Source organism: Zhenhengia yiwuensis, from assembly GCF_014384995.1.
Taxonomy (GTDB): Bacteria; Bacillota; Clostridia; order Lachnospirales; family Cellulosilyticaceae; genus Zhenhengia; species Zhenhengia yiwuensis.
This window is the reverse complement of sequence record NZ_JACRSY010000013.1, coordinates 17,419-32,761: the sequence shown is the minus strand read 5'-3', so window position 1 is coordinate 32,761 and position 15,343 is coordinate 17,419. Positions and strand designations below refer to the sequence as shown.

The 15,343-nt window shown below is 35.4% G+C and carries 16 protein-coding genes and 2 pseudogenes; 5 read left to right on the top strand and 13 right to left on the bottom strand.

Features of this window, described 5'->3' with window-relative positions; translation table 11 throughout:
* The first annotated feature begins 181 nt into the window (after positions 1-181).
* Both H8718_RS09380 and H8718_RS09375 read left to right on the top strand, forming a co-directional pair.
* Complete coding sequence (locus H8718_RS09380) at positions 182-469, top strand: hypothetical protein (RefSeq protein ID WP_249332693.1); 288 nt, start codon at positions 182-184, stop codon at positions 467-469.
* 15 nt (positions 470-484) lie between these two features.
* A pseudogene (locus H8718_RS09375) lies at positions 485-1,105 on the top strand (DUF362 domain-containing protein); the annotation flags it as partial.
* Positions 1,106-1,211: 106 nt separating this feature from the next.
* Here H8718_RS09375 and H8718_RS09370 read toward each other — a convergent pair.
* A complete protein-coding gene (locus tag H8718_RS09370) occupies positions 1,212-1,730 on the bottom strand; it encodes a dihydrofolate reductase family protein (protein WP_249332691.1) in 519 nt (172 codons plus the stop codon).
* 94 nt (positions 1,731-1,824) lie between these two features.
* Positions 1,825-2,967: a metallophosphoesterase gene (locus H8718_RS09365; RefSeq protein ID WP_249332690.1), complete on the bottom strand. Its 1,143-nt coding sequence runs from the start codon at positions 2,965-2,967 to the stop codon at positions 1,825-1,827.
* 124 nt (positions 2,968-3,091) lie between these two features.
* Between H8718_RS09365 and H8718_RS09360 the strand changes: the two genes are divergently transcribed.
* Positions 3,092-3,838: a 3'-5' exonuclease gene (locus H8718_RS09360; protein WP_249332689.1), complete on the top strand. Its 747-nt coding sequence runs from the start codon at positions 3,092-3,094 to the stop codon at positions 3,836-3,838.
* A 67-nt stretch (positions 3,839-3,905) separates the two neighbouring features.
* Here H8718_RS09360 and H8718_RS09355 read toward each other — a convergent pair whose 3' ends face one another.
* Positions 3,906-4,619 carry an HAD family hydrolase gene (locus tag H8718_RS09355; protein ID WP_249332688.1) on the bottom strand — a complete coding sequence of 238 codons (714 nt, stop codon included), beginning with the start codon at positions 4,617-4,619 and terminating at the stop codon, positions 3,906-3,908.
* A 134-nt stretch (positions 4,620-4,753) separates the two neighbouring features.
* Between H8718_RS09355 and H8718_RS09350 the strand changes: the two are divergent.
* A pseudogene (locus H8718_RS09350) lies at positions 4,754-4,969 on the top strand (arsenate reductase/protein-tyrosine-phosphatase family protein); the annotation flags it as partial.
* Here H8718_RS09350 and H8718_RS09345 read toward each other — a convergent pair.
* Positions 4,959-5,930, bottom strand: coding sequence for a tRNA dihydrouridine synthase (locus H8718_RS09345; protein ID WP_249332686.1), 972 nt, complete (start codon positions 5,928-5,930; stop codon positions 4,959-4,961). The pseudogene H8718_RS09350 and the gene H8718_RS09345 overlap by 11 nt on opposite strands.
* 331 nt (positions 5,931-6,261) lie before the next feature.
* Between H8718_RS09345 and H8718_RS09340 the strand changes: the two genes are divergently transcribed.
* Positions 6,262-6,690, top strand: a complete 429-nt coding sequence (locus H8718_RS09340; RefSeq protein WP_330597630.1) for a cupin domain-containing protein — start codon at positions 6,262-6,264, stop codon at positions 6,688-6,690.
* Positions 6,691-6,735: 45 nt separating this feature from the next.
* Here the strand turns inward: H8718_RS09340 and H8718_RS09335 are convergent, their stop codons facing one another.
* The 9 genes from H8718_RS09335 to H8718_RS09295 all read right to left on the bottom strand — a co-directional run bounded on the left by H8718_RS09335 (position 6,736) and on the right by H8718_RS09295 (position 15,299).
* Complete coding sequence (locus H8718_RS09335; RefSeq protein WP_249332685.1) at positions 6,736-7,854, bottom strand: aldo/keto reductase; 1,119 nt, start codon at positions 7,852-7,854, stop codon at positions 6,736-6,738.
* Positions 7,855-7,929: 75 nt separating this feature from the next.
* Positions 7,930-8,487 (bottom strand): uridine kinase family protein, encoded by a 558-nt coding sequence (locus H8718_RS09330; RefSeq protein ID WP_249332684.1) that lies wholly within the window; start codon positions 8,485-8,487, stop codon positions 7,930-7,932.
* A gap of 31 nt (positions 8,488-8,518) precedes the next feature.
* Positions 8,519-9,067: an ECF transporter S component gene (locus H8718_RS09325; protein ID WP_249332683.1), complete on the bottom strand. Its 549-nt coding sequence runs from the start codon at positions 9,065-9,067 to the stop codon at positions 8,519-8,521.
* A gap of 263 nt (positions 9,068-9,330) precedes the next feature.
* Positions 9,331-10,149 (bottom strand): acyltransferase domain-containing protein, encoded by an 819-nt coding sequence (locus H8718_RS09320; RefSeq protein ID WP_249332682.1) that lies wholly within the window; start codon positions 10,147-10,149, stop codon positions 9,331-9,333.
* A 131-nt stretch (positions 10,150-10,280) separates the two neighbouring features.
* The gene (locus H8718_RS09315; protein ID WP_249332681.1) at positions 10,281-11,531 is read right to left on the bottom strand and encodes an MFS transporter; all 1,251 of its coding nucleotides are present in this window, start codon (positions 11,529-11,531) and stop codon (positions 10,281-10,283) included.
* Positions 11,521-12,339, bottom strand: coding sequence for an ABC transporter ATP-binding protein (locus H8718_RS09310; protein WP_249332680.1), 819 nt, complete (start codon positions 12,337-12,339; stop codon positions 11,521-11,523). The genes H8718_RS09315 and H8718_RS09310 overlap by 11 nt, the downstream gene beginning before the upstream one ends.
* Before the next feature lie 17 nt (positions 12,340-12,356).
* The gene (locus tag H8718_RS09305; protein ID WP_249332679.1) at positions 12,357-13,358 is read right to left on the bottom strand and encodes a FecCD family ABC transporter permease; all 1,002 of its coding nucleotides are present in this window, start codon (positions 13,356-13,358) and stop codon (positions 12,357-12,359) included.
* A gap of 2 nt (positions 13,359-13,360) precedes the next feature.
* Positions 13,361-14,341, bottom strand: coding sequence for a FecCD family ABC transporter permease (locus H8718_RS09300; RefSeq protein ID WP_249332678.1), 981 nt, complete (start codon positions 14,339-14,341; stop codon positions 13,361-13,363).
* Entirely contained in the window at positions 14,334-15,299 is a 966-nt protein-coding gene (locus tag H8718_RS09295) for an ABC transporter substrate-binding protein (RefSeq protein ID WP_249332677.1), read from the bottom strand. The genes H8718_RS09300 and H8718_RS09295 overlap by 8 nt, the downstream gene beginning before the upstream one ends.
* Between the last annotated feature and the right edge of the window lie 44 nt (positions 15,300-15,343).

Genomic DNA, 15,343 nt, shown 5'->3' with positions numbered 1-15,343 from the left:
TTACTTCTTGTTTATACCTTTATAAAAGCTTTGCCATTTTTTATTTTTATAGTGTTAACCCCTCTCCCCTTATCTCTATTGTAAAGTTCTTAAATACTTATGTATATCTTTTGTGTATGAAAAAGCTTCCTTATACACATAATAGATTTGAAATCAATCTTATGGATAAAGGATGTGTATCATGAGAGTTCGAAGGCAAGTTAGCCCCATTGTAGCTATTACACAAAATGAAAATGAATCTTTGGCCATCGAAGAAGGCCTTAATCTTATTAACTTTTCCTCTATGATTCGCCAAGATGATGTAGTTGTTATTACACCGAACTGGGTAAGTCCAGCTACTCCTGAAAGTGGACGCGTAGTAGGCCCTCAAAGTTTACAAAAACTTATTCAGCTTGTTAAAGCTCATCACCCTAAACGTGTTGTAGTAGCAACAGGTCCAGGACAAGAAGATGTACAAGGTTTAATGTAACAAGTAGGATTCTTACAAGTTATAGAAGAGGAGCAAGTAGAATTCATTAACTTGAATAAAGGGCCTTTTATCAGTCTAGACATTAATCATCCTTGCCCCAGCAGACTGTGCCTCAATAAACTTTTTAATGAAATGACCTTTCTTATTTCTTTTACTCAACTCAAGATCCATGAAGAAGCTACTCTATCAGGTGCTATAAAAAACATTACTATGGGCTGGCCTGCTGGTGATGAACAAGGTTATCCTAAAAAAGACCTAGGTATTCATGATGAACTTCATGATTTTATGGCTGCCCTATTTGAAAAGTTTACGATTGATGTCTCTATAGTTAGCGCAAGCCCTGCTATGATTGGTACAGGTCCTCATAAAGGAACGGCTATTCATACGGATATGGTTCTTTGTGGTACAGACCCTGTCAGCACAGATGTAGTAGGTGCTAGACTATTAGGCTTCAAACCACAGGCTATTCATTATCTGCATAAAATTATTAAAAAAGGTCTTGGACGAAGTACCTTTGACCTACAGAACAAAACTGGCATTCAATTTAAAGGTATTCCTTTAGATCAAGCAGAAGAACATTTCAGCCAGTGTGCTTATCAAAAGAAATTTGCAATTGATTCGAATAAACCCGTCTAAAATAGATTCATTTCCTTGTAAAATAAGAGATGCAGCCTATTTGAGTATACTTGAATAGGCTACATCTCTTACACTTATAAATCTATTTTACTTAGCTAGTCCCTTGCTAAACACTGTAGTGGTTTTGAACAAAGCCATCAAAGGACCTCATCTCTTTTAGCTTTAATCGCGTTTCAAGATTTTTATCTTTAAATAAAGGTATCCCTTCACCTAGAATAACAGGTGCTATTGTAAGGATATACTCATCAATTAAGTTATCCTTTATAAATGCATCTATAATTTCTGCTCCTCCAACAAGCCAAATGTCTTTGCCTTCTTCTTGTTTAAGCTGACTGATAAGCTCTACAGGCTTTTGACTTGTAAAAGTAACATCCTCATTGGCCCCTTCTCTTTGAGTCGTGTATACGTAGCCTTTAGTCCCTTTATACGGATACTCACCCCATCCTTTAATCTGCTTATAGGTGCTATTTCCCATAATAATTGTATCAATTTGACTATAGAAAGCTTCATACCCATTATCTGCTTGTGGCGCACTGCCATCCCCTTCTAACCAATCTACATCTCCATTTTTTCTTGCAATATATCCATCTATACTTATAGCAATGTATAAAATAACTTTTCTCATTTGAATACCTCTCTATGCTTACTTAATTTCATTAGTCTTTAACTTTAACATATTAGCATTACTATTTAAAGAGAAAGTTTAAATCTAATTATTTTTAGAAAGGTCTAGCAGATTCATAATAAGTCCTCTCCGCCTGCACTTGTACTAATTCTCTTTCAGGGTATCTAAAAGCAGTTAGCTTGCCTCCATACACACAACCTGTATCAATATTAATAGTATTATGAATGATTTTAGTCTCTCTTTGAGGTGTATGTCCATATACAACTAGAGCATCACCTTCATAGTTTTCACTCCAGTTTAATCTTACAGGAAGTCCAAATTGGTCTACCCTCCCTGTCGTCTCCCCAAACATAGCTAAGTCACGTATCGTTTTAGATTCCCTACCTTGTAGCCTTTCTTTAAGGCCTGCATGGGCAACTACTAATTGTCCCTCATCCAATACATAATGGCTAACAAGCGTCTCTAAAAAGTCTTTGACTTCCTGCCTAAAAGCTTCAGGCTCTTTTTCTAACTCTTCCATAGTCTTCTCAAGCCCGTGAGCAACCTGAACTTTAGAGCCTTTTAATTTACGCTGCAACTTACCATCATGATTACCGAGTACACAGTAAGCTCGCCCCTCTTTCACCATCCCCATAACAAGTTTTAGTACTTTTACAATTTCAGGCCCCCTATCTACCAGATCTCCTGCAAAAACAACTTTTCTTGGTTCCATCCCCTCTATTTTATAGGCTTTCTCATCTACCTTATAGCCCAATTTCTCCAGTAATGTATAAAGTTCCTTATAGCAGCCATGTATATCCCCTATGATATCAAAAGGTCCATGATCTTCTCTTTTATTATTCGCAAGTTTTACACGCCTTATGGTCATGTGTTGATCATCTTGTTCACAGTCCACACGCTCTATCTGCTTAAATCCTTTTTTCTGCAATGTTGCGGTTAAAGCTTCTATACGCCTTGCTTCCTCTTCTTCTGGTGAAGTTTGAAGGATAAAAGCTACAGGCTTACAGTGATGCCTTTTGGCTAACTGAATAAATATCTCATAAGCCTGCTCTTTTTGGTCTTCTAACAATATAACAGTAAGCTTTCGTGCCTCAAGTCTTTCTTCTGCCTTACTTTCTAAGTCTTCTTTATTAACCATTTCTTCTTGTTTAAAATACTTTTTGGCAAAACTTTTTGTACTTATTTCATCTTGTCCTATGATCATAACAAGCGCAAATTCTGGAATGTCTCTATACATACTGTCTACTCCTTAAAAAAGTCTTTTCTTTTAATATGTACAAACTTGTTTTGTTTCATTTATGGAATAGATTCTTCACAATAGGCTAAAAATAAATGCAGTTTATAGATTGAAGGAGATAATTATGCAATATATTGTATTTGACTTAGAATTTAATCAAGATGCGCCATCTTTAAGGATTTTTGATCGTCCCAAAAAGCTCTGTTCTTTTGAAATTATTCAAATTGGAGCTTTAAAACTTGATGAAAAGTTTCATACAATTGAAACCTTTAATCGCTATATTAAACCCACCTTCTATGGACAAATTAGCCCCTTTGTTGCAGAACTTACTAGCATTACAACTGAGCAGCTTGAAAGTGAAGCACGCTTTCCTGAAGTTTATAGAGATTTTATAGATTTTATAGGAAGCACAGATACCCTCTTTTGTGTATGGGGTCTTATTGATATGAAAGAACTTTTTAAAAATGCACTTTCTCATGAACTTGATATCAATCTTCTGCCAAAGCATTATATTAATATTCAGCCCTATACCTCCCTACACTTTCATCTCCCTATAAAAAAACTACTGAGTCTTGAACTTGCTGTTTCTATGTTGCATATTCCTATAGCTCATCCTTTTCATAATGCACTTCACGATGCCTACTATACAGCTGAAATTTTTAAAAAAGTTTATAGACCTTCTCATATGCCCTCTATTCAATATGACCCCTTCTATAAACCAGTCCGCCCAAGTCAGCCTAAAAAGAAAATTAATTTTGAAAAGCTTATCCAGCAATTTGAAAAGATGTATGAAAGAGCTATGACACCTGAAGAAGTAGCTATGATTAAGCTTGCCTATCAAATGGGTAAAACCCATCAATTTTTAGAATAAACGAACTACAAAGGCCTAGAACATTCTCTTTATGTTCTAGGCCTAATTACTCTATCATCACACGCTACTAAAATAAATCTATCAAATCACCTACATGTTTAATAACATGGTCTGCGAGCTTCATGGCTTCTGCATTAGGATAGCTACTTGTTACATAAATACTTTGTCCCATTTGATTATGCTTACCAAATTTCATATCTTTTAAGGTATCTCCTACTACTGCTACTTCATGCCTCTCTAGCCCCATTTGCATGCAAAATGCTTCCAACATGTGTGGATGGGGTTTCATTTGGTAATACCCATCATCTGATGCAATAAAATCGATTAATGATTCTAGACCTGTCTCCTTAACAAAGTACTCTGTATTTAACAAATTATCTGCTGTTACAATACCCAATTTGTAGCCTTTTTGTTTTAAGTAAGTCATAATTTCTTTTGGATTTCCAATGGGTACAATATGTAATCTTTTACTCTCTACAAAATCTTTATATACTGCGTTCAATACCTCTAAAACTGTACTTAATTCTTTTTGACTCACCCTAGAAATAATCTGTGCATAATCTAAGAGTGTACCTGCTACGTAGATACTATCTGAGGTAAATCCATCTTCTAAAATCCCTAATCTTTCTCTGATTTCTCTCATTTCCTTTTCACTTATCTGTAAAATGATGCCCAATTGCTCTTCTGTCATATTCCATACAGGTCTCCAGGTTTCCTCAAAATCAAGTAATGTGCCATCTTTGTCAAATAGTATGCCTTTGATATGCTTTCCCTTTTCCATTTCTGTCTCCTAACTGTTTATGGTTTACGCAATATTACACTTTACTCTAGTTCAATTTTCTGTTTAAAGCTATTATATTTTATCCTTTTGGGCTTTGCAAGTTTAGAAGTGTTTTATAGGAAGACTATGATCAATATGGCTCTATTCTGTGTATGGATAGTTATAATACTAAAAATCTATTCCGCCTTATTGGTGAGGATAAAACAGGCAAAGTCAAACGTCTACTAGATTTTTCTTCTCGTCCGAAGGATATTGCAAACCCTTGGTATACAGGTAACTTTGATGTAACTTATGAGGATATTGTAGAAGGTTGTGAAGCACTTTTAAACTTTTTATGGCTTACTCTATAGATTTAGAAGAAAACATGCCCGCGCCTTCTACAATCTCTTGCTCTCTAAATAAACTTTCTACTGCTAGCTCATAATCAGATAATCTTTGAGCTTTTTTAATTTTCTTGGCATACTTTTCATGATTAGAGAACATATAAATCATATAGAACCAAGATTCTTTCATCTTAAAGAGGACATTACGTTCCCCAGACATAATGCCTTGATAATCTGCATAAATTCTATCATGAAAGGCCTTAAGTACCTCTTTATCTAATGGTTTATGGCTTTTAATTTCACGAATAAGGCCTGGATTAGCAAGTAAACCTCTTCCTAGCATGACCATTTCTACATTTGGATAAGCTTTTGTAAAATTCTCATAGTGCTCTACTGTAAAAAGGTCCCCATTGTAGCACACTGGATTTTTGCTTAAAGCAAGACCTTCCTTAAAGATTTCCATGTTCGGTTTATTCTTATAATAGTCCTTTTGAATTCTAGGATGGATAATAAGCTCCTCCATAGGATACTTATTAAAGATTTCAATAAGCTCATAAAATTCTTCTGCACTATCTTTCCCTATACGTGTTTTAATTGAAATCTTCGTAAGAGATTGTGCAAAAATTTCTTCTAAAAACTGATCTAACGCCTCCTTTTGTGAAAGGAAACCAGACCCTTTATTTTTAGTGACTACGGTCCCTGAAGGGCAACCTAAGTTCAGATTAATCTCATTATAACCAAATTCTTGCAGCTGCCTAGACGTACGAATAAAATCTTCTGCGTTATTCGTTAAAATCTGAGGGATGGCTACTACCCCCTCATTATGCTCCGGTAAAATATCATGTAATTCTCTTGTTGAAAAACTTCCATGCTGATTAGCTGCAATAAAAGGAAGAAAATATTTATCAACATTATTAAAGAAATGGGCATGAGCCCTTCTATAAACATATCCTGTTATGCCTTCCATAGGTGCAAAATAAAACTTCATCGATTCGTAACTCCTTTATTTAGGTTGCTTCTATTATATACTAAAGCGATAGATACAGAAAAGCCTATTTATATAGGTCTATAAAAACCTTTTACCTTTTTTACTTCTCCTTCTAAGTCCTTATGCAATGGTCTAATAGCTTATACTGTCTAATCCTTAATCCTTTTTTATCCAATCTAAAATCAGTAAATACTCCCAACTTATCACTTCTATACAGCCCTTACATATACTAATAATGTATCACCATGAAAGGAGCACTACAATGGGTCTTTTTAATCATTATAATTCCCCAAACCCTAGACGATACAGAGGTAATGCCACTTCCCAAGATATGACCGAGCGCCTTAAAGATTATGGACCTTATCCTTTTGCTATTAATATTGAGCAGGCTACTAAAAGTAATAATAACTTCCGCACAGCTTTATGGTCAGGTCCATATCTGCAACTCACTTTAATGAGTCTTCTTCCTGGAGAAGATATTGGCTTAGAAATGCACAGTGATGTCGATCAATTTATACGTCTTGAACAAGGTCAAGGCCTTGTTATGATGGGTACTCATAAAGATATACCTAGTTTCCAGCAACCTGTATTTGCTGACGATGCTTTTATCATTCCTGCTGGCACCTGGCATAATCTAATCAATACTGGCTCAGTTCCACTTAAGCTGTATTCCATCTACGCTCCGCCAAATCACCCACATGGAACAGTCCATGTAACAAAGGCAGATGCTGAATTAGAAGAAGGGCAACATTCGTTTTAAAACAAAAAGCCAGAGTACCTTCTATAAAGTACTCTGGCTTTTTATTTATTCAAATGTTCTTGCTACATCCTCTAGGTGTTTTGTTATTTCAATATGCTGTGGACAACTTCTCTCACATTTTTTGCACCCTATGCAATCCGATGCCTTTCCATACTGCTTTGTATAATTGCTATAATAAACGCGCTGTGTAGAAAATCCGGAATTGGTTACCTGCTTTTCTGTGTTGTATAGGGCAAAATAGTTTGGAATCGGAATATGCTTTGGACATCCATCTACACAATACTGACAAGCTGTACAAGGAACTGTAATAGCTTTATTGATTATCTCTACTGCTTCTCCTACTTTTTCATATTCTTTTTGAGTAAAAGGCTCAAATTCCTGCATATAGCTCGTATTATCTAAAAGCTGCTCCATATTTGACATACCACTTAAAACCATTATGACGTTTTCTAGACTTGCCGCAAAACGAATGGCCCAAGATGGTATAGATAAATCTGGATGATAAGTTTTAAACAGCTCTTCAGCTTCCCTTGGAATATCTGCTAATGCTCCTCCCTTAACAGGTTCCATAACAATAACGGACTTTTTATGCTTAATTGCCACTTCATAACATTTTCTTGATTGAATGCTTTCATTATCCCAATCCAGATAATTAATTTGAAGTTGTACAAAGTCCACTTCTGGATGCTCTGTTAAAATTTCATCTAATAAATCTGCTGTATCATGGAATGAAAAACCTATTTGCTTGATTTGGCCTATTGCTTTCTTCTGCTGTATAAAAGCAAAAGCATCCATTTTCTTTGCAATTTCATAGTGGGAAACACCTAAATTATGAAGCATGTAATAATCAAAATACTCTACTCCACATTTTTCTAGCTGTTCACTAAAGATCCTTTCCATATCTTCTTTCTGACGTAAAAACATAGTTGGCATCTTTGTTGCTATTGTAAAGGATGCTCTGTCATGACGCTTAACTAATACTTCACGTAGTGCAATCTCACTTTTGAAGTTATGATACATATAGGCTGTATCAAAATAAGTAAAGCCTCTTTCTAGAAAAGTATCCACCATTTGACTGAGCATCTCATAATCAATGCTATTTTGATCTTCTTTATTGGTTAATGGCAGACGCATAAATCCAAAGCCTAATTTTTTCTGTTCCATTCTACTTCATCCCCCTTGATTATTGTAATAGAATTACTTTTTCTAACTTTATTAGCCTAGCACTTCGAGTACGCTCTAAGTCAATACCCTATGACAATGCTCCATTACACTGTAACTTTCAAAATACATTTCCTCTAAAGGAATCCATTTACTTAAGAACTGCTCTAACATCTTCTCCCCATTTCTATGTAAGATTCTACTTTTCTGCTCCTTCTTATTGATATCTAAAAAGAGCTTCATATCATAAGCTACTTGAATTTCTGGATGTGTAGCATAAGTCCCTTCTACAATCATCACTTTTTTATTTTCTACTTCTTGCCAAGTATCGAGCTGCATTTTCTTACAATTAAACCTTTGGTATTTAAAAGCATACCCTATTGTAAGCTGACTTCCTACTTCTTCATTAAACCTTTCATAATGTACATTACCACCAGGCGTAGCATAACGTTCTTTTGTTCTTAATTCCAAAGGTAAAAAGAAATCATCCATATGGATAACTGCACCATCAAAGTATTCTTGAAGTAAATTGGCTAAAGTTGTTTTGCCTGCTGCTGCTCTGCCATCTATGGCTAAAATGCATTTATCCTTTTCTTTAATACACGCTTCTATCTTCAAGATAACCTCATTCTGCATCTTTCTATTTCCTTCCTATGTACTGTGTATTTTACCCTACCTTTATTTCTTGCTCATTTGCTTTTAGAACTGCCCCTGCTTTTTGACAAGCCATTACAAGGATTGGAATAATTAAAATATGGCATATAATCCCCGGAATAGCTGTAATAAAAGCACCGGATAAGAACATTTGGAAAGAGAATTCAATGCCAAAAGCCAAAGCCATTATAAATCTTGCAATTCCCCAAACTACTCGCCCAACTAGCATAGCACTTATTAGTGAAATATAAATATTAATCGCCTTTTTAGGCAATGCACGGTAAATCACACCTGAAGCCATACCATAAGCTGCGAGTTCAAAGGCCATAGCAATCCCTATTGGAAAGATAGGCGGCATTCCAAATAGCATAAATCGAAGTATAGGCGCTATAAAACCTATTAGAGCTCCATAAGTTCCTCCACATAACATACCGCATAGTAAAACAGGAATATGCATTGGACTTAGTGCATTACCTATCTGAGGAATTTGCCCTGTCAAAAAGGGTAGTAGCATACATAATGTAAGGCATATACCTGCTATACATAATTTTTTCGTTCTCATCCTTATCCCCTCCTCATGAACTTTTTTAAGAATGTTTTAATCTTATTCAGCATAACACTTAAAGTTTACTCTAAGTCAAGTATATAAGTATAATTATGTATTTTAGAACAAAAAAAGTTATGAAACACTAAAGATCTCCATCTTAACACGATCTGCAACAAATATTTTTTACACTTCTTATTTCATTTCACTTAGCTTCTCAATAAAAAAAAGCACTAAAACCTTAATTGTTTTAATGCTTTTATTTTCTTATTCGCTTTTTATTAATCTACTTTTAAAACCCCTTTACCTATTCCTAACCTTTTCCCTTGCTTTAAATAAGTAGCTGCTACTTTCTGCAAAGTTGTATCTTGTGCATAGAAATTCGGATTAGACTTAACCTCTCCAAAGATTCTTTCCTCAGCTTGCATACATAAATCATCTACCTCATAGATATAGTAATCCTTCTGAAATTGAACGATATTAGAGCTTGCAGGAAGAAGCGCCTCATAAACTGGATTAAGAAGCCAAGAAGAACATATACAATTCATGCTGCCATCCTTAAAAAATTGCTTGGCCATCTTATAGGATGCCTTACACTTATCATGATCTAATGCTTCCCCTGCTGGTATATGTACATTAAGAACCTTTTCTCCTTTTTCTAGTTTGTACGCCTCACAAACTATGGCTTCTCCAAGTGTTATAGGCTGAAACTGTAAGCGCCCTAATTTAAAGATTTTAAGCTGTACATGATGAATAAGCCAGCCATATTCATCAATCCCCCATATGCCAAATTTCTTATAACAATCATCACTCCAAATGACTAAGTCCATCATCGTATCATAATAAATCTCATCATCAATGCCCTCTTCTTTGTACTTGTCATAAGCCCTAGCTGCTAACACCATATACACATAGGCAAATACTTCTCTATAATCTAGCTTATCATATAAAGCTTGTTGTTTAACTGCTTTAAAAAACTGCTCATGACTTTTAGTACTACAAATTGTTTCAAGGCTAAGCTTACTTTCTTCCACACGCTCTAAGCAAGCTATCCCCCTCTCATTTATCTGTAAATGCTTTGCCAGTTCTCTCCAATTCATAACCTTTCCCCTCACCCTCGTTTACTCAAACTTATTCCTATTTAATAGCTTAAAATTTTAAACTTTTACTGTAATTTCATTATATCTTGTCCAAGTAATTTTTTCATCTAAAACGTAGAATAAAAAATACTTTATTCATCTTTAATTTGTAAGACATTCCAACGTACTAAGCTTGTTACACCGAATACAAAGAGGGCTGCAAACCAAATAATCCATTCTATATGACCTACCAAGTTCTCAATTAACTCCCCAAATAGGATTTGTCCTAGTGGAATACATAAAGTAGCAAAGGCTGAGCCAAAGGCTAAAATTTTACCTAACATAGAACCTTCTACTTCATGATATAAATAAGCTGCGCTCAGCACATTGGCAATGCCTAGTACGCCCATAATGACCATTCCAAACAGTGTAAAGATCATAACACTAAAAAGAGCTGACCCCTTACCTAATTGGAATAACCATACTGAACCGCCCATCATAAGCATTGCTAAAGATGTCATATAAAGTAACCTATGCACACGCTTAATATGGAAACGGTTAGGCTTCCATGTAATAATAGCCCCACCCATAATCATACCAAGTGCAATCATACCTTCTGCTATTCCATAGACCTCTGCAGATAGCCCAAACGTAACCTTAATTAAATAAGGTGCTGCTATACTAAATACAGGTACTAAAAACAAATTATAGAATCCAGAGAATAAAAGCATACGTAAAACAATAGGATTTTTATATCTTAAATACTGATAACTTTCTTTCATATCTGTTAAAAAGACCTGTTTAAAAGATTCTTTTTGCTCTCCCTTGGTATGTGGAATGTCTAAAAATAATTCCATTATTGCCGAGAATAAAAAGCTTATCATATTTAAAAGAATGACGCCTGTAATGCCAAAGAGTCCATATAACATCCCTGCAAAAATCGGTCCTAAGAAATTGCTTAAAGAAGCAACTTGCTGAATAATTGCATTAGCCTTTACCAAATGCTCATCTGCAACAAGAATAGGAATACAAGTATTGACTACAGGCTGATAAATAGTAGAAAGGGTAGATAATAAAATCATGACAAGGGCTATAATGACCACATGATCTTTCCCTTGCAGTACAATTCCTGCATAGAAGACTAAGAGTAGCCCACTTATAAGATCTAAAGCAACCATAAGCTTTTTCTTATTGCCACGGTCCGCTAAAATCCCCGCTATAGGTGAAATGAGTACAATAGGAATCATAGAGATTGCTAAAATAGATGCAAAAATACTCGCTGATCCCGTTAAATCCAGTAGATACAAGGACAAAGCAAAGCGCTGAATAGAGCTTCCAAATAGGGATATAATCTGCCCAAGTACTAATATATTAAAATTTTTATGATAAAGCTTACTTTGCATACTCATTCCTTTCCTTTGAATCCTCTCGTCCAATATTAAAATCAACACAAATTGGATAACTGTTTGTTTCATCTAACTGCAATTTGGCATCAATGCCATAAAGTTTTTGTAGATTTTCTTTCGTAATCACCTCTAAAGGTTCCCCTTTAAAAATAACTTCACCTTCTTTAACACCAATAAGATAGTCCGCAAATTTCGTAGCATTATTCAGTTCGTGTAAGACCATAATAATCGTACGATTTTGTTCTTTGTTGAGTTTCTGTAGTAACAAGAGAATTTCTAACTGATGTGCCATATCCAAATAAGTCGTAGGCTCGTCTAATACTAAAATTTCTGTTTCCTGCGCTAAGGCCATAGCAATCCATGCACGTTGTCTTTGTCCACCTGATAAACTGTCCACTGGGCGATTGGCGAACTCAATAATACCGGTATCTTCCATAGCCTTTTGTACTTTATCTATATCTTCTTGCTTTAAGCCCCCCATAGCACTTTGATAAGGAAATCTGCCATAAGAAACTAATTCTTTAACAAGAAGCCCTGAAGGAACAGTAGGACTTTGCGGCAACACAGCCATTTTTTTTGCAATATCTTTTGGCGCCTGCTCTTTAATACTTACACCATTTAATCGGATTTCTCCTTTTTTAGGTGTAATAATACGTGCAATGGTTTTGAGTAAAGTAGATTTTCCGCAACCATTTGACCCAATAATCATTGTAATTTTTCCCTTAGGAATTTCTAAGTTCATATTTTTTATAATATATCTTTGTTCATAAGCGACATCTAAGTCTTTTATATTAATGGCTTCCATTTGTTCCTCCAAACCTCTTATTCTTTTAACATTAAATAAATAAAATAAGGTACTCCAACAATTGCTAGTGTAATGCCAACTGGAATTTCAATAGGTGAAAAAACATTTCTTGAAATTGAGTCTGCAAATACAATAAGGATACAACTGATAAGGGCTGCCATAGGTATTTGTCTTCTATGAATAGGACCTACTAAACGTTTTGCAATATGTGGACCTAATAAGCCAAGAAAAGCAATATTACCGGCTACAGAGGTTGCAAGTGCTGCTAATGCAATGGCATAGAAAAATAGAATCTTTCTTTCTTTTTCTACACATACACCTAATCCTATTGCAATTTCATCTCCTAAATCCAGCACATCTAGTATTTTGTTCTTCCAGATGACTAGCCCTAAAAAGAGAAGGATAAGTGGCATAACTAAGAAGAAAAATTTCCAACTGCTTCCCCATAAGCTTCCACTAATCCAAGTAAGCACCTGATTGTAGTCTCCTTTTGACATATTCAGCTGGTATAAGGAGATGACAGCATTAATCCCAACATTTACACCAATCCCTGTTAAAATAAGCTTAGTGGGTGATATCCCTTTTTTATAGCTTAGTCTATAAATAAGTCCTCCACTTAAAAATGCCCCTAAAATAGCTACAATGGGCATAACAAATAAGGCAAAATCTCCAATACGATCATAATAAGTTGTTTGCCCATAAGATATTAAAAAGACAACAGCTATTGCTGCCCCTGCATTAATCCCAATCATACCAGGCTCTGCAAGCTCATTGCGTGTCACACTTTGCAAAATGCAGCCTGAAGTAGATAAGGCAATCGCTACAACCATTGCCACTGCTATTCGAGGTAAACGAATATCCCATATGGTTGTTTGCTGAAGTCTTGATCCTGCTCCAACTAACGTTTTAACAACATCTTCAAAAGCTATATTGTAACTTCCCCAGCTAATCGCTAAGAAAAAGATACCTATAAAAAGAAGACTAGTAATGATAGTCGCCATAACTACACGTTTTTTCATTTCTAACTCTCCTTTCTAACCATCCATATAAATAAAGGTACGCCAACGATAGAAGTAAAGAGTCCAATAGGTGTTTCATACGGCTGATTAACTAATCGAGCCAATACGTCTGCCCAAATGACAAGGGTTGCCCCACATAAGAAAGAGATCGGCATAATGATGCGGTAATCTTGCCCAACTATTTTTCTTACAATATGGGGTACGATTAAGCCAACAAACGCTATGTTTCCCGCTACAGCTACACATACTGCACACATTGGAATAATCAGCAGTAAAGTATACATACGAATTTTAACGGGATTTTCTCCAAGACCTATACAAACATCTTCTCCTAAGTTAACGATATTAATTTTAGGCGATAAAAAGAGTGCTATCAGTGTTGTCAGTCCACCTACTATAACCACTAATTTTACACTCTCCCAAGTCACTGCACGAAAACCTCCTGATAGCCAAAAGGCTAAGTTTTGTGATTTATTCGTAAGCAGTGCAATAATCGTTGCCATAGAAATAAAGAAAGTACTTAATGCCGTTCCTGCTAATAATAAACGTGAAATATTCATATTTCTAGCACTTTTCATACTAAACCCAAGTACTAATAAACCACTTACTATGGCACCTAAAAAGGCTGCCGCAGTATTGCCAAATAATCCATATAAAGATGAACTTGCACCTACTAAAGCTATAGCAAATGTAGCCCCTTGCGTAATACCCATTAATGAAGGTTCTGCTACTGGGTTTCTTGTAACCCCCTGCATCATAGCCCCAGTAATACCAAGAATACCGCCTACAAAGGCGGTACTAATCACTCTTGGTATACGAACATCTCGGACTAATTGCATTTCTAAAATATCTTCATAATGAAAGATGCTGTCCCAAACAACTTGTAAGGGAATACGCTTAGCACCAAAGCTAATTGCAATAACTAGCCCGATTACTGCAATTATGCTACACGTACTAACAAGAAAAAAGGTTTTCTTATTCATGCATACCTGCTAATAAAGCTTCTATTTCTTCTACAAATACTAATCTTCCGATTGGGCTATAACCTTGATTAAAGTATGGACTTGCTGGTAATGTTATGACATTTCCATTTTTTACAGCTTCTGTTCCGTTCCAAATACTGCTTGCTGTTAAAGCAGCTAAGTCTTCATCTGTTGCAATAGCAAAGATATAATCTGCATTAATTTCTGCTAAGCCTTCAAATGTTACAACTGGTAAGCTAACATTTTCTTGCTGTGGCATTCCTTCTGGTTTTGCTAAGCCCATATCATCATAAAAGATTGTCCCAAGGCCAGCACCATCAAAGATAAATAAGCTACCACCACTTGCTAAGAAAGATAAATAAGAACTTTCTTCACCATATGTTTCTTTAATACTTGCACCAACTTCTTTGGCTTTTGCTAAGTAAGTATCAATCCACTCCGTTGCTTTCTCTTCTTCACCAAAGATTGTAGCTACGTGCATAAAATCTTCTTTCCAGTCCATTTGTTTCATTTCCACCATAACGACTGGAGCAATTTTTGATAATTGATCGTACATTTTTTCTTGTACTGTAGAGATAACAATTAAATCTGGTTCTAATGCAATAATGGCTTCTACATCCATTTCAGCTAACATGCTGTAACCTAAAATTTGTGCATGTCCAAGTACATCTTCTAAATAAGATGGGAATTTTGTATAATCATAACCATCACTATTGGCTGTTCCAATAACGTCATAGCCTAAAATAGATAAAATATCACTTGCTCCACTAATATCTACAATACGTTCTGGATGCATAGGAATTTCCACTTCTCCTTTTACATCTTTTACTACGCGTGTTTCTTTTGCTTCTTGTCCTTCATTGGCACTTTGTTGTCCTGCTTGGTTATTATTGCCGCAACCTACAAGGCTAAAAACTAATACAAAGATGCTCATTACAAGTAAAATATACTTTTTCATCTTATATCTCCTTTTCGTCTACATCGTTCTCTTCGACTCATTTT